The organism is Bacillus cereus group sp. MYBK108-1, from assembly GCF_051917185.1.
Lineage (GTDB): Bacteria > Bacillota > Bacilli > Bacillales > Bacillaceae_G > Bacillus_A > Bacillus_A cereus.
On sequence record NZ_JBQAHZ010000006.1, the window covers coordinates 1 to 15,956 of the forward strand.

The window sequence follows — 15,956 nt, forward strand, 5'->3', positions numbered from 1 at the left end:
CCATCTTGATAATGTATTACTGCATTTATTTTGTCTTCTGAAGTAAATTTAGTCATAAAAAAACTACACCTCCAATTGTTAGACTGTGTCTAACAATTGGGGTGCAGTTCAAAACTTAGTTTCTGTTTTTCATTTCACCTCACAACAGTAAGATTTTCCATACTGTTTGCATGATAAATAAATTCCTTGTAAAAAAACACCGCTCATTTATTTCTTATACTCGTAATAAAATAAATAGAATGATTCATAGCCAATAATCATGTTTAAATTTATGAAAAAGGGAGGTAACGGAATGGACCGAAACAATTCATATCATACATATAACGGACCTTCCAAAGCACTGCCTCTCTCCCTATTCGATGTAAAAAATGAATTAAAACAAAAAAGCAAACTTATTCCTTCTGATACCATGTATAAATTAACGAAAGAAGAGCAACTCATCATCAACAAAATAAAAATACAAACAGAACAGCTAAATAAAAATAATGTTACAAGAACACGCGCATACTACCAATTTTACATTCAATATCCAGAAATACATTGGGCACTGCTTGGACATATGGTATCACGTAACGGCGGTTGGAATATGACTGATTTAAAGGGGGATTTATATACGAGAATTTTATCAGAGAAAGATCAATTCATATTTTTTTCTTTTTTAGAAAAAGGGAATTGGCTTATTTTCCAAGATGTATACCCTCAATTTTTACTTTACGAACAAAGTGTAAAGAGATCACAAAAGTTATTTCACCTTCTCCCTCACCTAAATGTTTCTACATTTATGGAAACGATGTGGCACCATTTTTGGAAAACAGGTAACAAAAAAACATTAGCGATTGCCACTATTATTAATGAACAAAACTACTTAGAAAAAAGAGTGATTCAAAATGTACAATTTAAAAAGACTGTACTAAATAGTATTGGATTTAAACTCTTTGATTTCTTTCAGTTTAATCATATCCTTTTCCCATTCTACGAAAATGATAAAAAACAAAAAGTATTACTATTTGGTGATACAATGAAACATTTCACTTCCTTACATGAACGGATATTAATTGGAAAAAGATTGTACTCATTATTATTTCGAGATACACATGTTTTATCTCAAATAATAAGCTGGGCTCAACACCATCCACATACAGGATCAAGGAAAGATTACTGGCCCCATTTATTTTCAAGTGTAAATGAATCTTTTTCCCGTGAGTTTTATAAGCGCCGAATAAAGAAATGCCAGTTGCGAAGTGGCGCTTATCGTATATACAGTCCTTCACTCATCTATGCATGGCAAGATATGAAGCATGAAGAAATTGACAGTGAAGATTGGTTTACCGATTGGCAAGTTGTAAATTACTTAGTTGATAAGGAGGAAAATATAAATGGACAAATTACAGAAGACTACTGCAAAACACTCGAAAAAATTGAACTCGCCATTCTCGCAAAGAAAAATGTCCTCCTCCGAGAAGAAGAATGAGTTTCTAGCATTAGTAGTTACAATCTTTCTCTCTTCTATTATCGGAACTTGCTTAGATGCCTTTTTTGTTCATAAACAAATATATTCCTTTCCGGCTAGGCCCTTCTCATCCACATTTTCGGTTAATATAGCTTTTACATTGTTCGTACTGCCGATTTTAACAGTTATCTTTATACACATTTCAAAAAAATTATCTAAAGTTTCTAGAATTTTATTTATTATTTCAATTGGTATTTGTGCTAGCCTTTTTGAACAGATTGCTGAAAGTTTAGGTTTATTTGTACATAGTGCGAATTGGAACCATACATATTCTTTATTTGGTTATATGATTTTTCATTCTTTTATTTGGAACGTATATAATTGGATAAAAAAATAAAGAGACCATTATAGGTCCCTTCTTAAGCATACTCTTCCGTTATTGCTAATGGTGCCAATGTTTGAAGGCTTTTAGAGCGTAAACGATAGGCAACGACTTTCTTCTTATATTGCTTAATGACATCAACATGTTCTTCATAGCTATATAGCGAAAATCTAATCTCTTTATTCCCTTTCTTCGTATCAATGACTATGGGTGTCCCTTCTCCGTGCGGCGGGAAATAATGTTTATCTAAAAACAAAGCCTCATTAAATTCATGAATAACTTGTAGTTTCATTTCTCCCTCTATATTTTTTCCATCTATCGATATAGAAGTATTTTCCGCCTCAAGCTTTTGATGCAATTCAAATTTACTAATAATTGATTCTACAACAGAAGTGGGCATGCTAGAAACTAATACTTTAATAGCTCCAAAAACAAATAATGTAACTATAAACCATGTTGTCATTGTTATCATCTCCATTACATTTAAAAAATAAATTTCGTTCCATACGGTATTAGTATACTAATGAGTATTCCAGTTACAATCATCGTTACCGAACCGATTGTCGCCTCTTTCTCGCCTTCCTTCACGAGACGGCTCACACCGATAATATGTGATGCACAGCCCATTCCAACTCCTTTTCCAATCGTACTTGTTATACTGAAAAACTTAAGTACTGTTGGTCCGATCATAGCGCCTGTTATTCCTGCAACAACTACAAAACTAGAAGTCATAGATGGAATACCACCAATTTGATCCGCTAATGATAGGGCAATAGGCATCGTTGCTAACTGTGGTAAAGTAGTTAATATAAGTTCCTTATCTATATTTAAAATTCCGCCAATCACTACATTCATACTCGTTACAGCCACTATACCTATCACTACTCCAATAAGTATCGATAAAAAATTTTTCATAAGTATCTTTCGCTCTTTAAATAGAGGTATGGCTAATGCTACAATTGCAGGGCTCAATAAGCTTGAAAGAATGTCTCCTCCATTTTCCCTATACTCATGATGAGAAATACCAAAAATGAAAAATAAACAAATCATAATTGCCGTAACTGTTAACACCGGTAACGTAAATGCAAACGTAAATTTTTTATATAGCTTTGTCGCCAAGAAATAAATTGCTACAGTAATAATAATTAAGACCATTTGAATCGTGCACCTTGTCGATTTTATTTTTTTGTTGTTATTAATAATTGACTTATATACCCTGAAACAATCAAAGTTACTACAGTACTTGCAACTACTAAAAGGAATATAATACTCTCCTTACTGAAAAGAAAAGACCCGTATTCCATGAGCCCTGTTGTCGAAGGGATTAAAAATAACGGTAAAAATACGATTAACTTTTCCGCACCTAACTCAAACCATTTTAACGGTAAAACGCGAGTGGAAAGGAGCAGGAACAGTATTAACATCCCTATTAAACTTCCTGGCATTGATAGATGGAATACTCCTTGAATCCACGTACCCACTAGGCTAAATACATATAGCACGCCTACTTGAAGTAAAAGCGTCACGTACTTCATTTCTTTCCCTCATTTCACTATCACACATCCATATTATGAAATCTCATTTAGCGTGTCGGCAAACCGTTTAATTCCAAGTTGAATTTGTTCTATATTCGCTCTACCAAACGTAAATCGTATATATTCATTTTTCGAACCTAAAACACTGCCCGGAACAAATGCGACACCATTCTGTATAGATTCACCTAATAAGTGATATTCATCAAACTTTCCTTTCACTTTACACCATACATGTATTCCACCCTCTGGCACGAAACATTCAACTCGGTCTCCCAATGTTCCTTCAAGCTCTGCAATTAATACATCTCTTCTTTGCTTCAATTGTCCACGAAGTATCGTAATATGTTTATGGAAATCCTTTGATTCTAAAAATTGATTTGCTACCCACTGCGTAAATACACTATGGCCAAAATCAACTTGTTGCTTTGCATCTGCTAAACGCTCAATTACACGTGTAGGACCAATTATCCATCCAATACGTAATCCTGATGCAACAATTTTTGATAATGAACTTATATAAAGAACATTTCCATTTTGGTCCATTGATTTTAATGTCGGGTTCACTTCTCCATTAAAAGAGATTAAACTATACGGATCATCTTCTACAATTGGTATACCGAACTCAGAAGACAGTTCTAAAATTTTTTTACGTCTCGCTAATGAAAGCACAGTCCCCGTCGGATTCTGATAATCTGGATTCAAAAACACCATACGAATGCGATGCTTTTTGTGCAAATCGATTAAGTCATCTGGATTCATTCCATGCTCATCAACAGGTAAATGAAATATGTTTAAACCGGCCGATTTAAACATTGGAAGCGAAAAACAATACGAAGGATCTTCAATCGCGATCGCATCACCAGGTTTTAATAAACATTGAACGATAAGATTAAGCGCCTGTTGTGCTCCTGACGTAATAAGAATAGAGCTTGAATCTGCTTCAATTTGTTTATATTGCTGAACATGTGCTGCAATTGTTTTTCTCAACATCTCATTTCCAAGTGGATGATCATAACCGAGGTTTTCCATAAATGTTTTCTCCGACAAAATTGTTCGAAATCTATCACTTGGAATTAATTCTGGTGACAGTTCACCGCTTGCTAAATTAATTAAATCATCTTTTTGTGTTTCCGTTCGAATTTGTTGAACGAGTGGTACGTTAGGTAAGAACGATCCATCCTCCACGTACCTACCCCAGTTCGGTATTCGTTTATGTGAGACACCCCATATGTCTGTATTGACCCGTGTTCCGCTTCCCTTTTGCCGTTCTACTACTCCAAGTGATTTTAATTCTTCATACGCAGCTACTATTGTACTCCGGTTCACCTGTAATTCCTTTGCTAACATACGCTCAGAAGGTAACTTACTATCAGAAGGAAATTCACCTGAAGAAATGCCTCTTTCAATATAATCCGCAATTTGTTTATATACAGGTGTCTTATCTGCACGATTTGGTTTCCATTCCATCTAGTTTCCTCCTTTCAAAACGAACTATCCTCATTTTTTACTAACAGTATTCACCGTAAAAATAGTATTAATTAGTCACATTTTCTTATCCGTAAATGGATATATCCAAAATGGTTCTCTTTCTGATTACTCAATAGCTTCTGAAATTCCAACTTCATACTCTCATTTCAGTTCTTTTACAAACTATTAAATCATTACCGCGTACCATGTTACCCCGGCCAGTAGAACAAAAAGAAGAAGAATATAGATTGCAGATAAGTTTTTCACATTTCTTTTTGTAGACTTACCGTAATTCTCCTCCACGTTTCTTGCAACTAGTACAGTCCCAAATAGCGATACAATTACAATAATAACGACTAGTGAAATTGCAAAACTCATTGTCTTTTCACCTCTCTAAGACCCATCTATTTTAATTAAAGAACTTACATAAAAACCTTCCTCTTTAAAACGTCGATAACATACTACCTTTCTTCTCTTATCATAATAGATGTTTGCAAAAAGCGGACCAACCACTTTCATGTTTTTTTGCTCATCCACTTAAAAAATAAAAAGCAACTGATCACTTAGGACCAGTTGCTTTTTTCACACGATAATTTTTCATTTAAAATTAATTCGATTTAAAAGTTTCGCCTTTTCATAATGAAACATCGACTGAGATAACTCAAAAATTGTTCCATTTACAAGATACACTGTATTTTCAATAAGAAGCGCCGGATCACCTTCATTTAATTCTAAAAGCTGTGCATTTTCTTTATTTACTTTTTCACAACTAATAACTTTATCAGCAAAACCAATATTTAATCGTAAATCTTCAATGAAATAACTGTATACAGAGCTTAATGCTATTTCTTCGTTCAAATATGGAATAATATCCTTTTTGAAATAACTTACTTCAATAGAGAATGGTTTAGCATCTACAATTCTTAAGCGCTTCAAAAAATACAACCTAGTTCCAGCTTCGCATTGCATCCGCTTTGCTATCTCTTCGTCCGCATCTATTACTTCCAGCTCTAACACTTTCGTTTCAATATTTTGTGAAACAAGATTTTTCGTTAATCCACGTAAACTTCCTAAATTAATGTAATCTGTTACAGAAGTTTCGCGTAAAAACATGCCACTACCTTGCACTTGAAAAATATAACCTCTATTCACAAGCTGACTAATTACTTTACGTATCGTATTACGGCTTACTTCAAATCGATTCATCAACGCTTCTTCTGTAGGTAGTTTTTTCGTTTCATTAAAAAGCCCATCTCGAATGTTTTGCTCTAACACATCTGCAATTTGTTTATACTTTGCACTCATACACTTTCTCCTAAAATACGCTTTTATCTGTTATAACTCTTCCCCTCTCGTTTCGATCACACGTTTATACCAATGAAACGAAAGTTTCTTCTTACGTTTTAAGTTATCATTATGATCGACAAAAATAAAGCCATATTGCTTTTTATATCCATTTAACCAACTTAAAAGATCAATCACTGACCATGCATAATAACCTTTTAAGTTAATTCCCTCTTCAATTGCACGCTTCATTACTTTTAAATGCGCTTCAATAAATTTAATTCTCGGAACATCTACAATTTCTCCGTCAATGATTGGATCTTCATCACCAAGTCCATTTTCCGTTACATACATCTTTATGTCACCGTAACGCGCTTTCAACATATGCAATCCCTCTAAGAAACCTTCGGGAGATATTTCCCATCCCCATTTTGTATATGTTTTATCATCCATTTTAACTGTTCGATAAAAACCATCAAAAGAAGGGTTACCTGGAGCAAGCGTTGAGTTTTCTCGAGAGTGTTCCTCACTCTTTATATCCATATCGTATCTTTCTACTCGTATTGGTTGATAATAATTCAAGCCAATAAAATCATTTTCTTCTGCATTTTGTTTAATGATTTCTAATTCTTCAACCGTCCAATTAGGAGTCCATCCTTTTTCCTTTAATTGTTGTACAACATAAGACGGATACTCGCCTTTTAAAATTGGATCATAATACCAATACGTTTCATATTCATTCGCATGATTTGCTGCTTGTATATTTTCTTTTTGATCATCCACACTATAAGCTGGTAAGAAAACATGTGTAATCCCAATCTCACCATATTGTTTCAGCTGCTTGTACACCGCAACTGTTTTCGCGTGTGCATAAAATACATAATGAGTCGCTTGAAAATACTTTGGAACATCATTTTGTATTCCTGGTGGATGTGCACCTTTTAAATAACCTAATCCACAAAACATTACGGTCTCATTAAAAGTAATCCAATGCTTAACTCTGTCACCAAATGCCTTAAAACAAGTTTCTGCATATTTTACGAAAGCCTCTGCTGTTCTTTTATTCGTCCATCCACCATCTTTTTCTAACGGTAATGGTAAATCCCAATGATATAAAGTGACAAACGGCACAATCCCGTATTTTAAACATTCATCAATTAAGTTGTTATAAAATTCAATCCCTTTTTCATTTACCTTTCCATCTCCAGTCGGCAATATTCTCGCCCAAGAAATAGAAAAACGATACGATTCTAATCCCATCTCAGCCATTAAGCGAACATCTTCCTTATATCGATGATAATGATCAACAGCTACATCACCATTTGTTCCATTGTATGTTTTGCCAGGAATTTTTGAAAACTCGTCCCAATTCGTAACACCTTTTCCATCTTCATTCCATGCACCTTCTACTTGATAAGAAGCTGAAGCAGCTCCGAATAAAAAATCATGTGGAAACTTCATAGTATATACCTCCTCATTACAACAAATCAAATTCAATCATACATATAAAATTTATAGGTACAAATTTTATATGTATGATTATATCTTATGTTTTTATTTTTTTCTATTATAAAAGTACAATTTATATTGTTGGTTATTGGAAAAGAAATAAGAAGCGATATATTTTATCGCTTCTCACTCTCATCATCTTTATTCTTTTATTAATGACTTATTCGCTCTTATAACTTCTTGATACAATAATGGTGACCACTTTTCATTTATGTAGTCTTGAATTACCCAGCCTACTCTCGCAGGATTCTTTTGTTTTATATGGTTTGCAATTTCAGGATTTATATAAGAGGCATAGTAATATGGACTATTCCATGCTGTACCACCAGAAGACAAGCTTGTAAAATTTATATATAGATGATTTAAATCCTCGCTATTGTTCATCGTTTCATTCATTGTATCTTTAATAGATTTTACTTTCTCATCATAACTCACTTTATATTTATCTTGTACTGTTACATTTACATTTTGATTTACAGTTATGGTAAACGTCTCATTATCTGGCCAATAAAAATTATTATATCCTCCAGATTCATTACTACCACTATATCTTTTTAGTAGTACAATTTTCCCACGAGCATCTCCAAGTTTTATATTTCCTTCTGTTTTTAAAAAGATAGGATCAACAAAATAATTTTTTTCAAACGTACTACTAAATGAATCTTCTGCCCCTTTCATATCCTCATACTCTTTTTTTAAAGACATAATAATCGTTTCACTCGGGTTATCTCTTAAAAATTGTTTCGCTTCGTTTATGAATTCATGCAGTGTTACATAAAGATATAATGGCCCATGATGAAGAACTATCGTATTATCATCTGTTAAACGTCCTCTTATATCAAAAATGCGAGCTCCATGGTCCATTTGATAGCGAAAATCATATTCTTGCGTCATTCCCCATACTTGCTTAATCGGATTTTGCAACTTGAACGTCCCACTATCGTGTGTTCCTGGAATTGAAATTCGTGCTAACGGGATATTATCAGGTATAGGTTGCATCCATTTCGACCAATTTTCAAGCTCATTAACAGAGCTAGCTGCAACTACTCTCTTATCATGTAAAGCAAATACAAATGTGATAAATATTGTACTACATATGAATAATTTCAAAATTAACTTCTTATTGCTCATTATTATCCCTCTCTTTTTCTGTTTTTATATCAAACTTATTGAATATAATATAAGCTAGTTCAGAAAAAATAAATAACATTTCATCAATATGAAATATTGCATAGAAGTAAAGTTAAAAAATCATTCACATATACTAAATTAGAAAATTTAAAGGAACTTCATCTGAAGTTCCTTTTACTTATTTTATGTTCAATACGTATGAACCATCTTTATTCTCATATTTATAGACGTATAAATAATATTTACCTGGCTTTGCATTATAAGTTCCTTTAACTACATTGCCTTCATTTTCACCATATGCTACATAGTTATTTAAATCTGATTCATGATGAAGTACCCATGTCATTCCGATATTTTGTTCATTTAGTAGAGAAATATTAATATTTTCCGGCGAGTCAATTTGGAAAGTAAATACATCTACTCTATCACTATTATGTAGCATTCCTTTCACCGGTGTATGAAAGTTAACTTTATTTGCCTGTCTAGGCTCATTATTTGGTTCATTTTCTGTTACTTGTAATTCATTCCCACCGTTTGGTTTTCTTTGTTCATAGCCTAAGTTTACTAGTATAGACTTCAAATCTGGTAAAACACCAATTTTATCTGCATATGGATCTTTAGATTTTGTTCCTGTGCTCTGGTTGCTTAATATTGCTCTTAGTTCACTAGGTCTATATGGTTGTCCTAAATTTTCTTTAGCAATGCTTTGTACTAAAGTCGCTGCCCCAGCAATAATTGGCGAGGCACTAGATGTTCCGCTAAAGCTTGAAGTATAAAGATTTACAGCACTTCTACTTTGTTCAGCTGTAGTTGTATCTACATTTTCTCCCCATCCGTACACATCAATACGGCTTCCATAATTCGAAAACCACATACGTTCATGAGGGAAAGATGAAGAGCCAGCGCCTACCATAATTGCACCCGAATCTTTAAAATCTTTACTATTACGATTTAAGACTTGCTTACCTTTTCTATCTTTGAACTGGTCTAAATCATTCCACCCATTTGCTCCAGCCTCTATAATTACAATCCCTTTATCTGTACCAGCACGAATTGCATCAAAAATATCTGGTTGTACTTCAACAGGTAAATATTTATCACCATATCCATCAAAGGATGCTTGCGCCTCTAATAATAAAACATCCCCAGCTTCTAACTGATTTACAGCGCTTAATATTGCATCAGCCGTATTATACTGTCCGTTATCTCTTATTTGAGAGATAACCTTTGCTTTCGCTTTTGGCGCAATCCCAATATTCCCGACTTCATTGTCCTCAGAGGATACAATTCCTAGTACAGACGTCCCATGACCGACATGCTGATCTATATTTCTTCCAGACATTAATTCAATATTTTGATGTAATAAATCCTCATGATTTAATAGCCATCCGTATTCCATATCAACAAAAGTAATACCATTTCCATTACCGCCTTGAATTCCCCAGGCGAAAAGCGCATTAATACCGTATGGGGCTGCTTCAAGATAACCTTGTTTTTTAAATCTAGGATTGTTATTAGGATTAAGAGCTACACTTGATGATTGCACTTCAGGTGGCATTATTTTCTCTTGTTTCTTCATATACGCATCTTCTATTAAAGAAGATGCCTTTAACTTATCTACTATTTCTTCTTCATACCCACTATTTTGATTTTGAAGAATATAGTAGTTTAATAGACTTGTAGATACATGATTAGGTGCTTTCACTTCAAGGTTTTGTATTTGTTCCGGGCTTACAGATGTGAATAAACGAGTAAATGTTACATCTGGATATTCTGTCAAAAGATCTTTTATTATTTTATCATTCGTTTGAGATTGTATTTGTTTTTCAATACCATCTTCATATGGCAAATCCAAATCCGCTTTAAATTTTACAATGATTTGCTTATCTGTTTCTTGTTCTATCCCTAATTTACTCTGCTGTTCTATAGAATCAGCATATACACTATTGATAGTGCCTCCTGTTCCTAAAAGTGTTGTAATGATTACAGTTGACACACACATTTTTTGAAATATTTTCATTACATCAATCCTCCTATTAATAATTATTAATCATTATATTAATCTATAATGATTAATTCTATAACGTATTCCCTTTCTACTAAATAGATTATAGTAATCAGAAATATGAACTTCAATGTATTTTCATATGCAATATTTCATATTCTGACTCTACACTAAACGAATATGAAACTTATAGTGATTATTTATTTTATATGTGCTAATATACTTACATTAATATATTAAGCATATACACATTTCAAACTACATTACTTAATCGTTTTACCTTAATTTTTTCTTAGGAGGATTTACAATGAAATTACTAAAAATAAAACATATAATTCCTTTATCTGCGGCCGCAATTACATTCGTATGTAGTCAAAGTACAGCTGAAGCTTCTACCATTCATACAGTAAAAAAGAACGATACACTTTGGGGCATTAGTAAACAATACGGAGTTTCAATACAATCCATTAAACAGGCTAATAATAAAGGAAACGATAAAACCTTTATTGGCGAACAGTTACATATTCCAGGGTCCGTGAAATCAAATGAAATCACTGTTCCTCAAAATGCCAAGCCTGCGAACATTTCTGAACAAATTATTTATCAAGTACAACCGGGAGATTCATTAGAAACGATAGCAAAGCGTTACAATGTCACTGTCCAATCTATAAAACAAATGAACAATACAGTCGGAAACAAGCTTTATACAGGACAACATTTAAAAATCAACTCAAGTATTTCACAAAAAGAAAAAGACTTAATGGCACGCTTAGTTACCGCTGAAGCAGGTGGCGAATCCTATAAAGGAAAAGTAGCAGTAGCCAAAGTTATACTAAATCGTGTAAATGCAAAAGGTTTTCCAAATACAATAACAGGCGTTATTTATGAACCTATTAAATACGGATATGCATTTACTCCTGTTACAGATGGAAGAATTAATCAACCTGCAAGTGCAGAAGCAAAAATGGCTGTAGAAGAGGCTATCTCCACAAATGGAGTAGATTCAGACTGGATTTATTTCTACAATCCAAAAACATCAACGGACAAGTGGATTACGACACGTCAAACAGTAGCAGTAATTGGTAATCATGTGTTTGCTAAATAAGATTTAAAATCATTAACAGACCTCTTCACTTAAAAGGTCTGTTTTTTTCTATGTAAGATGTTATTAATCATATGACATAGTTATTTTTTAAACTGTTTCTTCTTTCAAATAAAAATTTTTGTATTTACTCCACCACTCGTAGAAATTAATAAAGCATCAAGTTCAAAAACTCCCACTTTATTAATAAAAGCTATTTCTTAACTTCATAAAATTGTTATACACTAGAAAAATAAAAAACAAACTATTCGTTAGCAGGTGGAAGAATATGTATGATGTTACGATTATCGGCGCTGGAGTAAGTAGCATTTTTATGGCTTATTCACTAGCTAAAAGTAACAAAAAAGTTTTAATTCTTGATAAAGGTAAAGCGCTAGAAGATCGCCATTGTCCTTTAGACGAAGGAAAAGTGTGTAATTGTACTACATGTGATAAATATTTCGGGTTTGGTGGTTTAGGCAAATCTGAAGGGAAATTTAATTATACAAACGGATTTGGCGGAGAACTTGAGAAAAAAGTCGGTAAAGAGGTTTTTTTACAACTCATGGCTGAAGTAGATGAAATTCTATGTCAGTTTGGTGGAAGTTCGGTTTCAAAATATTCTACTGAAAATTCAAGTCTCACTAAGAGAGCTGAAGCGTGTGGTTTACAAATGCTAACAACAGAAGTAAGACATCTTGGTACTACACTTTCCAGTAACATTTTTCAGCAGCTCTATGAATTTTTACTGACGAAAATAAAGATCCAATTTCATATAGATGTACAACATATTCTGAAACAGGAAGATCATTTTACAATAGATACAAATCAAGGAACAGTTCAAACTAAGCAACTAGTATTTGCAACTGGGCGCTCTGGGGCCGATTGGTTAAAAGAAATGTGCAGTTCCCTAAATATTTCTCAGGAGCAAACACGTGTAGATTTAGGAATTAGAGTAGAAATGAAAGAACATCAATTACGTTCTATATTAAAAGATACTTTTGAAACAAAACTTTCTTATCAAGGTGAGCATTTCACAGCAACTACTTACTGTATGAATCCAAAAGGACGCATCATTCGAAAGTACGAAGAAGGTTTAGTTATGCCTGACGGTCAAAATTTTCGAGAGCAAGGAACTGGCACTTCTAATTTAAATTTCACTTTATTTATTCCTAGCTATTTTCCAACTCTCAAAGAAGCAAATGTATACGCAAGTTCAATTATTAAAGGCATTAACCAAGGACGAGATCGGATTGTTATACAGCGCTTAGAGGACTTACTAAAGAAACAACCTACGGCGGAAAACAGCATGGAACATAGCCGTATACAGCCTACACTACAGGGGGATTATGGAGATTTGAATCAAGAAATTCCTCAATTATATATTGAAGGGCTCAAAGAATTTTTATTACGTTTAGAACAATTTATACAAGAACCTATTGATCAACATACTTTACTATATGGAATTGATGGAAAGTTCTATGCTCCTACGATAAAAATTAATAATCATTTTGAAACTAGTATACATGGGCTATTTTTAATTGGAGATTGTTCAGGCGTTACGCATTCATTATCTCAAGCAGCTGCAAGTGGTCTGTATGTTGGAAAGTACTTATCTGACATTTAATTTCTATCATTAAAATGTCAGTCAAATATTTTCAATTTCAAAACACTTTACTTACATATAGTAAAATTATATTAATAAACCCCCTATCCTTCCCTGCTAATAATTAACCGACAAAAAATCGGGATTTTACAAAATACATATGTAATATAACTGTATATTTAAAACGATTGACATTCAATTCTAATAAATTGAATGTCAACAGTTTTAAAAGTCTCTATCCATTTTCACTTCTATTTGTTCGATATTTTGTAACATCATCATAGTGTTTAATATGGTAGGATGTCTATAAGTCAATTTCACTACAACTATGACTTGTTCTGCCCGTTTCTCAAAAAGAGTTATATTTATGCTACTACGCTTTAAAAATCCCCATTGTATATATATGAATACTTCAAATTATTCCCTTTAGAAAACAAAGTCTAAATGGTTCATTACACTCTAATAGTTATAAAAACATAATATATAACTTTAGTTAAATAAATTATATAAAGAAGGTGTAAAAATGAAGAACAAAATAAATTTACAAATGCAAAATATAAGTTTTGTTATAATAATGGCTTTAGCGGTATGGTTAAAAACATATCTTATTACGCGATTCAGTTTTGATTTAAAAATCGAGTCTTCAACGCAAGAGCTCATTTTGTTTATTAGCCCTCTAGCCGCATCATTAGCATTTGTTGGATTAGCATTATTTGCAACTGGTGAAAAGCGAAATTATATAGCGCTCTGTATTAATTTCTTATTAACAATCGTGCTTGTTGGAAATGTAATGTTCTATGATTTTTATAGTGATTTCGTTACATTACCAGTACTTGGACAAACCTCAAACTTCGGCCAATTAGGCGGCAGTATTATAGAAATATTAAACTACAAAATTATACTCGCATTCGTAGACATTGTTTTCTTCTTTATTTTATTAAAAAAGAAATCATTGGTCTTTAAAACAGAACGTGTAACTCATTCTACGCGCTTGTTATACTTTCTTTTAACGATTGGTGTATTCTTTGCGAATCTACATCTTGCAGAAAAAGAGCGCCCTGAATTATTAACAAGATCATTCGACCGAGTCATGCTTGTCAAAAATTTAGGCTTATATACTCACCAAGTATATGACTTAACACTGCAAGTAAAAGCTGGGTCACAAAAAGCACTTGCTGATAGTAGTAAATTACAAGAAACTGAAAACTACGTAAAAGCAAATCAAAGCGAGCCAAACCCTAATATGTTTGGTGCAGCGAAAGGAAAAAACGTAATTGTCGTCACTCTTGAATCCTTGCAGACCTTCTTAATAGGCGCATCAGTAAACGGGCAAGAAGTTACACCATTCCTAAATGAATTCATAAATGAAAGTTATTACTTTGATAACTTTTTCCATCAAACTGGTCAAGGGAAAACATCTGATTCTGAATTTCTAATCGATACGTCGTTGTATCCATTAAATCGAGGAGCTGTATTCTTTACACACGGTAACAATGATTATACTGCAACTCCAGAAATTTTACGTCAGCAAGGTTATTTCACTTCTGTATTTCATGCGAATAACGCAACATTTTGGAATCGTAATATTATGTACTCTGCTCTTGGTTATGACCGTTACTATAATGAGCTTGATTACAAAATCACACCAGAAACAAATTTAAATTGGGGATTAAAAGATATCGAATACTTTGATCAATCAGTAGATATATTAAAAACTGTTAATCAACCATTCTATGCCCGTTTCCTTACTTTAACAAACCATTATCCATTTACGTATGATGAAGATACAAAATTCATTGAACCATACAACTCTGGTAATGGCGTATTTGATCGTTACATCGTAACAGCACGTTACTTAGACGAATCCATTAAAAAATTTATTGAACGTCTAAAGGCCGAGGGGCTTTACGATAATTCTATTATTGTGTTATACGGTGATCATTATGGCATTTCCGAAAAACATAATCGTGCAATGGCACAGTTTTTAGAAAAAGATCAAATAACAGAATTTGATACTTTAAATTTACAACGTACACCTTTATATATTCATATTCCTGGACAAACAGAAGGTCAAACTATTTCAAAGCCTACGGGACAAATCGATATGAAACCTACTATTCTAAATTTATTAGGTGTTGATTCTACGAATGATATCCGTTTTGGCCATGATATGTTTTCAGATGAATATACTGGCTTTGTTGTTTTACGTGATGGTAGCTTCGTTACAGATAAGTATGCATACAAAAACAACACTTTCTACGACCGTATAACAGGTGAAATTGTAGATTTACCAAAAAAAGAAGCTCAATCCCTCATTAAACGTGCACAAAATGAATTACGAATGTCTGACAAAATTATTGAAGGCGATTTATTACGTTTCTCAGAAAGTAATAAAATTAAAACTGGCGAAGTACAAACTAAAATTAAAGAAACAGAAAAATAATCTATATGAAAAAGGAGCAACTTATTACAGTTGCTCCTTTTTACTTTCTTATAACACATCAGA

At 33.0% G+C, this 15,956-nt stretch carries 14 protein-coding genes; 5 read left to right on the forward strand and 9 right to left on the reverse strand.

Features of this window, described 5'->3' with window-relative positions; genetic code table 11:
• Positions 1-292: 292 nt before the first annotated feature.
• A complete protein-coding gene (locus tag ACTFSL_RS11055) occupies positions 293-1,471 on the forward strand; it encodes a DUF2515 domain-containing protein (RefSeq protein ID WP_440041732.1) in 1,179 nt (392 codons plus the stop codon).
• On the forward strand, positions 1,446-1,847 hold the full coding sequence (locus ACTFSL_RS11060) for a CBO0543 family protein (RefSeq protein WP_033683151.1): 402 nt from the start codon (positions 1,446-1,448) through the stop codon (positions 1,845-1,847). The genes ACTFSL_RS11055 and ACTFSL_RS11060 overlap by 26 nt, the downstream gene beginning before the upstream one ends.
• Before the next feature lie 22 nt (positions 1,848-1,869).
• Here the strand turns inward: ACTFSL_RS11060 and ACTFSL_RS11065 are convergent, their stop codons facing one another.
• The 9 genes from ACTFSL_RS11065 to ACTFSL_RS11105 all read right to left on the reverse strand — a co-directional run bounded on the left by ACTFSL_RS11065 (position 1,870) and on the right by ACTFSL_RS11105 (position 10,778).
• Complete coding sequence (locus tag ACTFSL_RS11065) at positions 1,870-2,295, reverse strand: YfmQ family protein (protein ID WP_000214634.1); 426 nt, start codon at positions 2,293-2,295, stop codon at positions 1,870-1,872.
• A gap of 20 nt (positions 2,296-2,315) precedes the next feature.
• Positions 2,316-2,987, reverse strand: a complete 672-nt coding sequence (locus ACTFSL_RS11070; RefSeq protein WP_000242940.1) for an LrgB family protein — start codon at positions 2,985-2,987, stop codon at positions 2,316-2,318.
• Positions 2,988-3,010: 23 nt separating this feature from the next.
• Positions 3,011-3,367 carry a CidA/LrgA family holin-like protein gene (locus ACTFSL_RS11075; protein WP_000878488.1) on the reverse strand — a complete coding sequence of 119 codons (357 nt, stop codon included), beginning with the start codon at positions 3,365-3,367 and terminating at the stop codon, positions 3,011-3,013.
• Positions 3,368-3,400: 33 nt separating this feature from the next.
• Positions 3,401-4,834 (reverse strand): MocR-like pyridoxine biosynthesis transcription factor PdxR, encoded by a 1,434-nt coding sequence (gene pdxR, locus ACTFSL_RS11080; protein WP_000454965.1) that lies wholly within the window; start codon positions 4,832-4,834, stop codon positions 3,401-3,403.
• A 186-nt stretch (positions 4,835-5,020) separates the two neighbouring features.
• Positions 5,021-5,212 (reverse strand): hypothetical protein, encoded by a 192-nt coding sequence (locus ACTFSL_RS11085; RefSeq protein ID WP_000006458.1) that lies wholly within the window; start codon positions 5,210-5,212, stop codon positions 5,021-5,023.
• Positions 5,213-5,431: 219 nt separating this feature from the next.
• Positions 5,432-6,139 (reverse strand): GntR family transcriptional regulator, encoded by a 708-nt coding sequence (locus ACTFSL_RS11090; protein ID WP_001274912.1) that lies wholly within the window; start codon positions 6,137-6,139, stop codon positions 5,432-5,434.
• Positions 6,140-6,169: 30 nt separating this feature from the next.
• A complete protein-coding gene (locus tag ACTFSL_RS11095; protein WP_000671628.1) occupies positions 6,170-7,579 on the reverse strand; it encodes a glycoside hydrolase family 1 protein in 1,410 nt (469 codons plus the stop codon).
• A 189-nt stretch (positions 7,580-7,768) separates the two neighbouring features.
• Positions 7,769-8,758, reverse strand: a complete 990-nt coding sequence (gene plcA / locus ACTFSL_RS11100; RefSeq protein WP_017672881.1) for a phosphatidylinositol diacylglycerol-lyase — start codon at positions 8,756-8,758, stop codon at positions 7,769-7,771.
• 178 nt (positions 8,759-8,936) lie between these two features.
• Positions 8,937-10,778: a S8 family peptidase gene (locus ACTFSL_RS11105; protein ID WP_440041735.1), complete on the reverse strand. Its 1,842-nt coding sequence runs from the start codon at positions 10,776-10,778 to the stop codon at positions 8,937-8,939.
• A 292-nt stretch (positions 10,779-11,070) separates the two neighbouring features.
• Between ACTFSL_RS11105 and ACTFSL_RS11110 the strand changes: the two genes are divergently transcribed.
• The 3 genes from ACTFSL_RS11110 to ACTFSL_RS11120 all read left to right on the forward strand — a co-directional run bounded on the left by ACTFSL_RS11110 (position 11,071) and on the right by ACTFSL_RS11120 (position 15,893).
• Positions 11,071-11,868, forward strand: a complete 798-nt coding sequence (locus ACTFSL_RS11110) for a cell wall hydrolase (RefSeq protein WP_000771005.1) — start codon at positions 11,071-11,073, stop codon at positions 11,866-11,868.
• 265 nt (positions 11,869-12,133) lie between these two features.
• Complete coding sequence (locus ACTFSL_RS11115; RefSeq protein ID WP_000272407.1) at positions 12,134-13,471, forward strand: NAD(P)/FAD-dependent oxidoreductase; 1,338 nt, start codon at positions 12,134-12,136, stop codon at positions 13,469-13,471.
• A gap of 502 nt (positions 13,472-13,973) precedes the next feature.
• On the forward strand, positions 13,974-15,893 hold the full coding sequence (locus ACTFSL_RS11120) for an LTA synthase family protein (protein ID WP_103622088.1): 1,920 nt from the start codon (positions 13,974-13,976) through the stop codon (positions 15,891-15,893).
• Positions 15,894-15,956 lie beyond the last annotated feature (63 nt).